Origin of the sequence: Verminephrobacter aporrectodeae subsp. tuberculatae At4 (assembly GCF_000193225.1) — a bacterium.
GTDB lineage: Bacteria > Pseudomonadota > Gammaproteobacteria > Burkholderiales > Burkholderiaceae_C > Acidovorax > Acidovorax aporrectodeae.
Map to the genome: position 1 here is coordinate 1 of NZ_AFAL01000366.1, position 11002 is coordinate 11002.

Below are 11002 nucleotides of genomic sequence, written 5' to 3' on the forward strand. Positions count from 1 at the left end.
CCTCGCGGGGCCTGCCAAGGGCGTGGCGCAGGCGCGCGGTCCGCGCGTACAGCGGCTGGCTGAAATCGATGCGCGCACTGGCAGTCAAGACCTGTCCCGGTGGTTCCAGTGCATGCCGCGATCGGCCACGGAGCAGGGCAATCGATGCATCGGCCAAGTTTCGCACAACGCGTTGGGCGCTCGAACGGGCCAGCTTGTTCAACGCGTGCATGGTTCATGCATGACGAGCATGCACGATCAGTTCGTGCGCGGGGGGCCGGCTTCTTCGCGCAGCTTTTTGACGGCCGACAAGGTCAGGCCGCTGACCTGCGCGATGGCCTCGTCACCGAGCAGCGGCAAAAGATTGCGCGCAACCTCGGCCCGCCCTTCAATCCGTCCCTTCGTCACGGCATCGAGCAGCACGCTGTTTTCGTTGCGCAGCGCATCCTGATACTTCCGGTAGGCCTCGATTTCGACGGCGCTATACCCTGCGAACTCGGTGAGCTTGACCGCGGCGGCGACCGGCGCGTGGGACAGCAGGTTCTCGTCGGGGACAAAGTCCGGTCCGCCGGCCTCGCGCAGAAAGCGCAGCCACAGCGCGGTCACTCGTTTTTCGACCTGCGTTTGGGGTGTGAATTTGGGCAGTTCCAGGATGACGAACTGCAGGCCTTGCAGGATATCGTCGGGTTCTGCGAGTTTGGTGATCTTGTAGTGGTGCAGCCAGCAGTCTTTCTGGCGCGCGTCTTTCTTGAAAACGTCGTTGAGCACCGTGACCGAGTAGACCGGGCACAGAGACTGGTAGGGCGCACCCGCGGAGAGTTGGTTGACGATGGCCTGCGCGCCGCTGAACAGGATGCGCGAGAAGTAGGCGTCGGTCCATAGCATCTGCATCTCGACGACGAACACCTGGCCGCTCTGGTCGTGGCATTTGACGTCGACGATGGAAAAGCGCATGCCCGGGATTTGCGGCGCCTGTTCGGTGGGCAGATAGGTCAGCGTTTCGACCGGAGCGTCCAGCGGCAGAACGGCGTTGAGAAAATCCAGGAGCAGGTCGGCGCGCGAGAAGATGCGCTTGAAGACCAGATCAATCTTGGGGTCGAGGTAGCTCAGATTCATGGGCGAGGACTCCGGTTGGCATGGAACACGCCGTCGGCGATGCGCCAGCTGGTCCGACGGCCCCCGACGCCGCAGTGTATTGCATGCCCTGTTGGGCCCAAGGAGCGCGGCAGGCCATGCGTTGCATGGACCTGCCGGGTGTGCATGCATCACAGCACCGACGCGAGGAACTCCCGTGTGCGCGGCTCTTGCGGCGCGCTGAACATGCGCTCGGGATCGCCCTGTTCACGAATGCGGCCCTGGTCGAAGAAGCAGACGCGGTCCGAGACTTCCCGCGCGAAACGCATTTCGTGCGTGACGAGCAGCATGGTCAGTTCGTGCGCGTGCGCCAGGCCACGGATCACGCCGAGCACCTCGCCGACGAGCTGCGGGTCCAGGGCCGAGGTGGGCTCGTCGAAGAGCAGCACGCGCGGGCGCATGGCCAGCGCCCGGGCAATGGCCACGCGCTGCTGCTGCCCGCCCGACAACTGGGCCGGGTAATGGTCCTTTTTGTTGGCAAGACCCACCATGGTGAGCAGTTCCACGGCACGGCATTCGGCCTCGGCGCGCGGCAAGCCCAAGACCTTGACCGGGGCTTCGAGCACATTGCGCAGCACCGACATGTGCGGGAACAGGTTGAAGCTCTGGAACACCATCCCGACATGGCTGCGCAACTCGCGCAGATGCCGCTGCGAGGCCTTGAAGGGGCCGGCACCGCCGGTCTGGTGGTAGGAGGTTCCGGCGAGCGTGAGCGTGCCTTGCTGAAACGGTTCGAGCGTCATCAGAATGCGCAGCACGGTCGATTTGCCGGAACCCGAGGGGCCGATCAGCGCCACCTTCTCGCCGGCGGCGACGGAGAAATTGAAATCGTCGAGCACCGTGAGCGTGCCAAAGCGCTTGGTGACGCCCTGGAATTCGATGATGGGAGCGCGGGCGCAGGGGGTTTCGGTCATCGCAGCGGTATTCCTGTTTTGGGCAGCGCCTTCTCCAGCCAATGCAGCCCGACCGAGCAGATCAGCGTGAGCAGGAGGAAGATCAGGCCGACCAGCGTCAGCGGGACCAGGTATTCAAAGCTGCGCTCGCCGAGCATGTTCGCAAGCCCCATCATTTCAAGCACGGTGACGACGCACAGGACCGGCGTCTCCTTGATCATGGCGACGAGGTAATTGCCCAGCGCCGGCAGGATGCGCGGGACGACCTGGGGGATGACGATGGCGCGATAGATCTGCGCGCGCGAGAGGTTGACGGCGGTCGCGGCCTCCCATTGGCCGCGCGGCAGCGCGTCGATTCCGCCGCGGTAGACCTCGGAGGTATAGGCCGAATATTGCAGACCGAGCGCCACCGCGCCGGTGAGGAAGGCCGGCAGCGTGACGCCGTAGTCGGGCAGCACGTAGTAGAGGAAGAAGAGCTGCACCAGAAGCGGCGTGTCGCGCAGGAATTCGACGAGCACCGCCGTGCTCCAGGAAACCGCCCGCAGGCGGCTGCGGCGCATCAGCGCGAAGACCAGGCCGAGCGCCAGCGCGATGGCAAAACCGGCTGCTGCGGCCTTCAAGGTGACGCCCAGCCCGATCAGGAGAATGGGCAGGATGGACACCGCATACGCCAGCGGCGTGGAACTGTCCCATGCAAAGCCGTACATCATGCGTGCGCCGCCTTCGGAAAGGCCGCGCCGCGGCGCACGAGCCTCTCGACCAGGCGCAGGGCCAGCATGAGCACGAGCGACATGGCGAAATAGCCGATCAGCGTCAGCGCATAGACCGTGGTGCTGTCCAGCGTCAGATTGCGCATGGCCTGCGCGCGGAACGTCAGGTCGGTGATGGAGATCAGCGAGACCAGTGAGGAGAGCTTGAGCGTTTCGATCGCGAGGTTGCCAAGGGCCGGCATCATCTCGACGACCGCCTGCGGCAGGACGACGTGCACGAGCGTGTGCCCGCGGCCGAAATTCAGCGCCCGCGCCGCTTCGCGCTGCAACGGCGAGACGGCGTTCAGCGCGCCGCGCACGATCTCCGAGCCATACGCGCCCACGTGCAGCGCCAGCACGGTGACGCCGGTCGCCACGGGCTCGAGGGTCAGGCCGACCAGCGGGAGTGCGTAATAGAACCAGAAGAGTTGCACCAGGAGCGAGGTGCCACGGAAGACCTCGGTGTAGCACAGCGCGATCGCCGCGGCGATTCGGCCACCCTCGACACGCGCGATGCCGGCGACGAAGGCGCTGACGGCGCCGATGGCGATCGCGGCGAGCGTGATCCCGGCGGTCACGAGTGCGCCGCGCGCGAGCGAGGGAACGTAGGCCCAGAACTCCATGGCGCCATGTCCTGGCATGTGCGATGACACCGCGAGCCGTCAGCCGCGCCGGCGGTTCATTTGCCGGCGCAAAGATCGGCGACCTTGCGCTCGGCAGCGGCCCGGATGCTCTCGTCCGACAGGCCGTACTGGGTCAGGTTTTTTTATACGCGTCGGTTCTGCGGAACGCGACGAGCGCGGCGTTGTAGGCTTCGTAGAACGCCTTGTCCTCCGGCCGGAACGCGAAGCCGCCGAAATTGCGCACCGGCTTGTTGTCCACCAGCGGGTCGGTGAAGGGCCGGACCTGTTCCACATGCGCCTGCCCCCGGGCGAGGCTGGCGACCGTGAGCTCGGTCGCCGCGTAGGCGTCGGCGCGGCTCTGCACGGTGGCGAGCGCGTCGGCGTTGGCCGCAATGAAGACGACCTGGCTGTCCCGGACGCCGACTGCGCGCAGATAGTCGATGCTGTTCGCGCCGGAGACCACGGCGACCTTGAGCGACGGGTCCCTGGCGATGTCGGCGTAGGTCGTGAGCTTCTTCGGATTGCCTTTCTTCACCAGCAGGCCCTCGCCGTAGGACGAGTTGGGCTCGGTAAAGGCGACCTGCCGGCAGCGTTCCGGCGAGATGTTCTGCTCGGCGGCAACGAAGTCGAAGCGCCTGGCCTTGAGGCCCGGGATGAGCGTGCCAAAGGGCGTGACCGACCAGGCCACCTCGTCGATCCCCATGGTCTTCAGCACCGCCATGGCGACGTCGGGACCAATGCCGGCGGAGCTGCCATCGTCCTTCATATACGAATAGGGCACCTCGTTCGCGGTCGCTGCACGGACGTAGCCCCGGTCCTTGATTTCCTTGGGTGTCGTGGCATGGGCAGCGGGCAGTACGGGCAGGGCGGTGGCCAGCGCGAGCGCGCTCAGGCCAAGGACTCGGGAATGGAACATGGGTTGTCTCCTGTGGTTTTTCTGGTGGGGGTCTTCAAGCAAATTGCGGGCCGCTTGGACCGGATGGGTGCGCGCCGCGCTGGTGCATGGATTTTTGTGGGGATGGACGGCGCCGCGGGTTCGAGCGCCTTCAAATACCCTCCTCGCGCTGCTGCGCGATGACGCAGAGGCAGTCGCCCGCCTGGAGCAGGCCGGGAACATGCCGGGCGGCCAGGATGCCGTCCATGCCTGCGCGGTACTCCATCGGCGCGCACCCGGTGCGGCCAAGCGGGTAGACCCGGGCGACGACGTCGCCTTGCCGGAGCGTATCGCCGAGGTCGTGCGCGAATGCGACCAGCCCGCCGTCCTGCGCGCAAACGAAGCAGGCGGCGGACGGCATGTCGAGCCAGCGCGTCGGGCCGGTCTGCGGCTGCCCGGAGAGAATTCCCGCGTGGCGCAGCACATTCAGCACGCCGCGCCGGGCGATGGCGATGGAGCGGGCCGTCGCGGTGCCGGCGCCACCGAGCTCGGTGGTGACGAAGGTCTTGCCCGCGTTCTCGACCGCCGTGTCGAGCATTCCGACCGCGTCGATTTCGAGCATCTTCATGGAGTAGGGCGCGGCAAACGCGGCGACAGCGGCAAAACAGCGCGCCTGCTGCGCTTTGTCCGGCAGTTCGTGCGCCGCGGCGTAGGGCAGGAAATCGAGCGTGCGCCCGCCGGAATGGAGGTCGAGAACGATGTCGGCAAGCGGCACGAGCGCGCGCGTCACGTAGTCCGCGATCTTCTGCGTCACGCTCCCGTCCGGCCGGCCGGGAAAGCTGCGGTTCAGATTCCCCTTGTCGATCGGGGAGGTCCGCGTTCCCGCCAGGAACGCCGGGTAGTTCAGCGCGGGAGCGATGATCACGCGCCCCGTGACCTGCGCGGGGTGCAGCGTGCGCGCCAGCTCGTACAAGGCGGCGGGCCCCTCGTACTCGTCGCCGTGGTTGGCGCCGGTGAGCAGCGCGGTCGGCCCCTCGCCCTGCGCGATCACGCAGACCGGGATCATGATCGAGCCCCAGGCGCTGTCGTCGCGGCTGTGGGGCAGGCGCAGATGACCGTGCTGCACGCCCTGGGCGGCGAAATCGACCGTGGGCACGATCGGCGAGGGGCCAGGCAGCGCCATGGGCATCGATCAATCCTTGATGAATAGTTGTCGCGGAACCTGCGCCAGGCATTCGACGCCGACCTCGGTGATCACGATGCTTTCGGTGATCTCCAGCCCCATGTCCTCGAGCCAAAGACCGGTCATGAAATGGAAGGCCATTCCCGCTTGCAGCACGGTGCGGTCGCCCGGGCGCAGGCTCATGGTGCGCTCGCCCCAGTCCGGCGGGTAGCTCAGGCCGATCGGGTAGCCGGTCCGGTTGTCCTTGGTGATCCCATGCTTGCGCAGCACCGCGAAGAAGGCGTTCGCGATGTCCTCGCAGCGGTTGCCGGGCCGGGCCGCGGCAAGGCCCGCCTCCATGCCTTCGAGCGTCGCTTTCTCGGCGTCGAGAAAGGCCTGCGTCGGCTTGCCCAGGAACACGGTGCGCGAGAGCGGGCAGTGGTAGCGTTTGTAGGCGCCGGCGATCTCGAAGAAGGTGCCCTCGTTCGCCTTCATGGGTTTGTCGTCCCAGGTCAGGTGCGGGGCACAGGCGTCCGCGCCCGAGGGCAGCAGCGGAACGATCGCCGGGTAGTCGCCGCCAAACGCCGGCGTGCCGCGGATTCCGGCGCCGTAGATCTCGGCGACGAGGTCGCATTTGCGCATTCCGGGCTCGATGACCTCGACGATGCGCTGGTGCATGAGCTCGACGATGCGCGCGGCCTTGCGCATGCAGTCGAGCTCGGCCGGGCTCTTGACCGCGCGCTGCCAATTCACGAGCCCGGCGGAGTCCTGGAACCGGGCGCCGGGCAAATGCCGTTGCAGCGAGGCGAAGGCGGCGGCCGAGAAGTAGTAATTGTCCATCTCCACCGCGATGGGCAGCCGGCCCCAGCCGTGGTCGGCGATGATCTGCGCCAGCAGGTCCATCGGGTGGCGCTCGTTCGACTGCACGTAATGGTCCGGGTAGCCGATGATGTTCGCGGGGTCGAGGTAGCTGGTGCGCCTGGCGCCCTGCGCGTCCTGCTGGCGCCCGTACCACAGCGGTGCGCCCGTCGGCGGCACCAGCACACACTGGTGCACGTAGAAGGACCAGCCGTCGTAGCCGGTGAGCCAGTGCATGTTCGACGGATCGGTGACGATCAGCAGTTCGATTCCGCGCGGCTCCATGGCGCGGCGCGTCTTGGCCAGGCGCTCGGCGTACTCCGCGAGCGAGAAGTTCAGGGTTGCGCTCATGCTGCGACTGCGTCCGCGGTTGCGCTGTGGCTGTCCATGCTGCGGCCGACCGCCGCGTCGCGCGCGCGGGCCGCGGCGAGGTGGGCGATGGCGGTGTCCTGAACGCCGGTTCCGGTGAGGTCGGCGAAGGTGATCTGGTCCGCGCTGCAGCGCCCGGCGGCCTTGCCGGCGATGACGGCCCCGAGCTCGGCGAAGTCGGCATCGGGAGCGACGAGCCCCGCGCGAATCGCGTGGTGCAATTCTCCGAGACAGCGCGTCTGCGACAGCCGGTCGGCGAAATAGCCATCGCGGGCCCGCAGCACGAGCGCCGGGTCGATCTCGTTCTTGTGCCCGGCGTCGGACCCCATGGCGGTGACATGCTGGCCCGGCTCGATCCAATCGGCCATCAGGATGGGCGCTTCGGCCGGGGTCGTGGTGACGACGACGTCGGCGCCCGCGACCGCCGCGCGCGGGTCGGCGATGGCCGTGACCGGTATTTCGAGCGCGTCTGACAAGCTGCGCGCGAGCGCGCGGGCCTTGTCCGCATCGCGCGCCCAGATGCGCGCCCCGTCGATGGGGCGCACCAGCGTCAATGCCTGCAACTGCAAGCGCGCCTGCAACCCGGCGCCGAAGATCGCCGCGCAATGGGCGTCGGGGCGCGCGAGATGCCTTGCGGCCACCGCGCCCGCCGCAGCGGTGCGCATATTGGTGAGGTGGCCGTTGTCCAGAAGCAGCGCCTCGATGAGGCCGGTCCTGGCGCTGAACAGAATCATCAAGCCGTTCAGGCTTGGCAGGCCGAGCTGGGGGTTGTCGAAGAAGCCGGGGCTGATCTTCACCGCAAACCCGTCGAGTCCCGGCACGTAGGCGGTCTTGACGTCGACCTCGCCGCGGTGCTCGGGGATGTCCAGCCGCAGGATGGGCGGCATGGCGACGGCCTGCGTGGCGAGCGCCGCGAAGGCCGCTTCCACGCAGGCGACGACGCCCATGTCGAGCGGGACGAGGCGGCGCAGATCGGCCTCGGTCAGGATTCGCATGCGGCTCATGATGGTGCGTCCCCCGCGACGATGCGCCGGTGCAGGGCCGCGTCGATATTCCCGCCCGAGACCACGACCGCAGTCGGTCCCATGGGACGAATCTTGCCGCAGAGCAAGGCCGCGATGCCGACCGCGCCGGCGCCCTCGACGACCTCGCCGTGCTCCTCCCGGGCGGCGTGCCGGATTCCCGCGGCAATCTCGTTTTCGGTCAGCAGCACGACGCCGTCGAGCAGCGCATGGCACAGGCGGAAAGTGAGCTGGTTGTTCAGGCCGATCCCGCCGCCGAGCGAGTCGGCGAGCGTTTCCTGCTCGGCGACATCGACCGGTTGGCCGGCGGCGATCGCCGCCGCCATGGCCGCGCCGCGTTCCATGGAGACGCCGACCACGCGCGCGCAGGGGCGCAGCGCCCTGACCGCCACCGCGATGCCCCCCGCCAGCCCGCCGCCGGACAGGGGCACCAGAACGAGGTCCAACTCCGGCAGGTCGTCGATCAGTTCGAGGCCGATCGTGCCCTGCCCGGCGACGACGTCGGGATGATCGAAGGGCGGGATCGGCGTCAGACCCTGTTCGGCGACGAGCCGCTCGACCTCGGCCTGCGCGTCGTCCTGCGAGCGTCCGACGATCCTGACCTCGGCGCCCAGCGCGCGCACCGCGTCAACCTTGTGCGCCGGCACCAGCGCCGACATGCAGACGACGGCGCGCACACCCGCCGCGCGCGCAGCGTGGGCGACGGCGCGGCCGTGGTTGCCGGTGGACGCGGTGACCAGCCCGCGGCGGCGCGCGTCCTCATCGAGCGCGAGCAGCGCGTTCATGGCACCGCGCAGCTTGAAAGCGCCGGTCGGCTGGCGCGTTTCGAGTTTCAGATGCACCGGCAGGCCGCAGCAGCGCGTGAGCGCCGCCGAGGCGACGAGCGGCGTGCGCAGCACGTGCCCGGCGATGCGCGCGGCGGCGGATTCGACCCGGGCCAAGTCGCACGCGGGCATGGGCGCCGCCGCCGGCTGGATACGGCCGCCCGATTCGGCATTCGCGAGACACACGCTGTGCAGCATCATTTCTCCTGGCAATTACGTCAGAGTAATGTCCGGGGAAAATCATGTCAATCACTATATTGTCATGATTCAATGTCTGGCCGGCGCACGCCGGCCGGAAACTCAGCCGATTGCGCCGACGCCGAAGACCGGGGGAAATTGCTCAAAGGTTTGTCGGACGGTATCGAGCGCCAGCGCGAGCGTGGCATGGCCCATTTTTCCGCCGATGCAGATGCGCACGCCGCCCCCATGGCCGCTGCCGGCGACGAAGGGGTCGGAGGGCGTCAGCGCCACACGGCGCTCGGCGAGCGCGCGCACGAGTCCATCCTCCGTCCAATGCGCGGGCACCTTCAGCCAGGCGCACAGCGACAGCGGGTGGTGCGACGCGATATGCGGGCCGAGCGCATCCGCGACCAACTGCTGGCGCGCCCGCACCTCCTCGCGCTGCACGGCGAGCAGGCGGCGCGCCGTGCCATCTTCGACCCAGCGCGTGGCAATCTCGGCCGGCAGGCAGGTGGCGCTCCAACTCGTCACGCGCAAGATGGACTCCGCGCGGATGCAGTAGCGCGGCGGAACCACCAGATAACCGACGCGCAGGCCCGTGAGCACCACCTTCGTAAAACTGGTGGCGAAGAAGCCCAGGTCCGGGAGCCACTGCGTGATCGCCGGCAGCGGCGCGTCGATCAAGGGCTTGCAGACCTCGTCCTCGACGACGAAGACGCCATGGCGCTGCGCCGTCTCGGCGATGGCGTGGCGGCGTTCCGGGGTCGCGACGTGGCCCGTCGGGTTGTTCAGCGTCGGAATCAGCACCAGCGCGCGCACGTCCCCCGCCGCGCAGGCGGCCTCGAAGGCATCGGGGCGGATTCCCTGCTCGTCCGTCGGCAGGCCCTTGAGCGCGAAGCCGAGGATATTCGCCAGACCGATGATTCCGTGGTCGGTCAGGTTCTCGGTGAGCACGACGTCGCCGGCGCGAATGATGCAGGCCAGCGCCAGGAACAGCGCATGCGCGGCGCCGTTGGTGATCAGGATGCGCTCGGGCGGGGCATCGACCCCGAGCGCTGCGAGCCAGCTGGTGGCGACCTCGCGGTGCCGGTCGAGCCCGGCAATCGGCCGGCAGGGCTGCATGAAGGCCGCATTCTCCCCCGCAGCCAGCGCGGCCAGCACGGCGCGCGAGGCCTCCTCGTGCTCCGGCAGATAGACCCCGCGCACGATGGACAGGTCGATCACCTCGTCCAGGCTGCGGTCGAGCATCATCTGGCCGACACGTTCCGTGACCCTGGCCCTGACGAAGGTTCCGCGCCCGACCTCGCCGCTGAGATAGCCCAGGCGTTCGGCCTCCTGATAGCCCAGGCTGACCGTCTGCACCGAGATGCCCAGATCGCGCGCCAAGTCACGGTGCGGCGGCATGCGGTCCATGGGCTTGAGCCGGCCGGCGTCGATATCGGCGATGATCCACTCCGTCAGCGCCGCATGCTTGGTCTTGCCTTTTTGCCGGGTCAGCGCTGGGCGCCACGCCGCGCCATTGCCGGGGGCCGGGTCGCTCCCGGGGCCAGCGCGCGGATCGGCTCGATGAGGCATGCGATTATCCCGTTCCTGAAACAGGTCATTCATGACACCATGCCCGCCCAGTCGCCGAAAATGAAGCTCGATGCCATCGATCTGAAGATCGTCGTGGCGCTGCGGCAGGACGGTCGCATGACCAAATTGAAGCTCGCGGAGACGGTTGCACTCTCGCCCGCAGCGTGCTGGGAGCGCCTGCGGCGACTCGAGGCCGCAGGCGTGATCAAGGGCTATACCGCGATCGTCGACCTCGAGGCCGACGCACCACGCGCGGCGATTATCGTCGAGCTCAGCCTCAGGAGCCACCAGCAGGCCGACTTCCGCCGCTTTGAAGAAGCCATTGCGCAGGAGCCGTGCATCGTGGCCTGCGACGCAACCGGCGGCGACATCGACTACATCATGCGCGTGGTGGTTCCCGACATCGGCAGCTACCAGCGCCTGATCGACCGCTTGCTCGACGCGCAGATCGGCATCGAACGCTATTTCAGCTACGTCGTGACCAAGGTCGTGGTGCCCGCGCAGCGCGACTGAGGGAGCGCTGCGCGGGCTATGGAATACTTCGCGACAACCGCTGTTCAATGGAGCGGGCCCGGCGCGGGCCCGAGCATCTTGCACGACCACCACGACCCTTCGCAGTGCGGGCATGCGCACGCTCCCAGGCACATCTATATCTACTCCCCCTCCAGCGCGGTGCGCGACAGGGCCGCGTTCCGGCGCGGCGTCGCCCGCTTGCGGGCCCGGGGCCACACGGTGGAGGTTGACGCCGACGCGCTGGCGA

General features: G+C 68.0%; 12 protein-coding genes and 1 pseudogene. 2 read left to right on the plus strand and 11 right to left on the minus strand.

The features are described from left to right. The 11 genes from VTU_RS34740 to ehuR form a co-directional block, all read right to left on the minus strand. The coding region (locus VTU_RS34740) for a hypothetical protein (protein WP_010103287.1) at positions 1-211 on the minus strand (211 nt) is incomplete at its 3' end. A gap of 26 nt (positions 212-237) precedes the next feature. Then, on the minus strand, positions 238-1095 hold the full coding sequence (locus VTU_RS26585) for an Rpn family recombination-promoting nuclease/putative transposase (protein ID WP_010103288.1): 858 nt from the start codon (positions 1093-1095) through the stop codon (positions 238-240). Between the two features lie 149 nt (positions 1096-1244). Next, positions 1245-2027: an ectoine/hydroxyectoine ABC transporter ATP-binding protein EhuA gene (gene ehuA, locus VTU_RS0108595; RefSeq protein ID WP_010103290.1), complete on the minus strand. Its 783-nt coding sequence runs from the start codon at positions 2025-2027 to the stop codon at positions 1245-1247. After that, entirely contained in the window at positions 2024-2716 is a 693-nt protein-coding gene (ehuD, locus tag VTU_RS0108600; RefSeq protein WP_029554216.1) for an ectoine/hydroxyectoine ABC transporter permease subunit EhuD, read from the minus strand. Before ehuD ends, ehuA begins: the two co-directional genes overlap by 4 nt. Continuing rightward, on the minus strand, positions 2713-3378 hold the full coding sequence (gene ehuC / locus VTU_RS0108605; RefSeq protein ID WP_010103294.1) for an ectoine/hydroxyectoine ABC transporter permease subunit EhuC: 666 nt from the start codon (positions 3376-3378) through the stop codon (positions 2713-2715). The genes ehuD and ehuC overlap by 4 nt, the downstream gene beginning before the upstream one ends. A gap of 133 nt (positions 3379-3511) precedes the next feature. Continuing rightward, a complete protein-coding gene (ehuB, locus tag VTU_RS26590) occupies positions 3512-4294 on the minus strand; it encodes an ectoine/hydroxyectoine ABC transporter substrate-binding protein EhuB (protein WP_010103296.1) in 783 nt (260 codons plus the stop codon). A 130-nt stretch (positions 4295-4424) separates the two neighbouring features. Beyond that, on the minus strand, positions 4425-5441 hold the full coding sequence (gene doeB, locus VTU_RS0108615) for a N(2)-acetyl-L-2,4-diaminobutanoate deacetylase DoeB (RefSeq protein WP_010103298.1): 1017 nt from the start codon (positions 5439-5441) through the stop codon (positions 4425-4427). A 3-nt stretch (positions 5442-5444) separates the two neighbouring features. Next, positions 5445-6623: an ectoine hydrolase DoeA gene (doeA, locus tag VTU_RS0108620; RefSeq protein ID WP_010103300.1), complete on the minus strand. Its 1179-nt coding sequence runs from the start codon at positions 6621-6623 to the stop codon at positions 5445-5447. Continuing rightward, positions 6620-7645 carry an ectoine utilization protein EutC gene (gene eutC, locus VTU_RS0108625; protein WP_010103302.1) on the minus strand — a complete coding sequence of 342 codons (1026 nt, stop codon included), beginning with the start codon at positions 7643-7645 and terminating at the stop codon, positions 6620-6622. The genes doeA and eutC overlap by 4 nt, the downstream gene beginning before the upstream one ends. Next, positions 7642-8619 carry a hydroxyectoine utilization dehydratase EutB gene (eutB, locus tag VTU_RS0108630; protein ID WP_050809464.1) on the minus strand — a complete coding sequence of 326 codons (978 nt, stop codon included), beginning with the start codon at positions 8617-8619 and terminating at the stop codon, positions 7642-7644. Before eutB ends, eutC begins: the two co-directional genes overlap by 4 nt. A 168-nt stretch (positions 8620-8787) precedes the next feature. Beyond that, positions 8788-10242 carry a MocR-like ectoine utilization transcription factor EhuR gene (gene ehuR / locus VTU_RS0108635; protein ID WP_010103304.1) on the minus strand — a complete coding sequence of 485 codons (1455 nt, stop codon included), beginning with the start codon at positions 10240-10242 and terminating at the stop codon, positions 8788-8790. A 60-nt stretch (positions 10243-10302) separates the two neighbouring features. On the opposite strand from ehuR, the gene VTU_RS0108640 reads away from it, so the two are divergent. Further along, the gene (locus VTU_RS0108640) at positions 10303-10755 is read left to right on the plus strand and encodes an Lrp/AsnC family transcriptional regulator (protein ID WP_029554218.1); all 453 of its coding nucleotides are present in this window, start codon (positions 10303-10305) and stop codon (positions 10753-10755) included. Between the two features lie 78 nt (positions 10756-10833). Beyond that, a pseudogene (locus VTU_RS34745) lies at positions 10834-11002 on the plus strand (LD-carboxypeptidase); the annotation flags it as partial.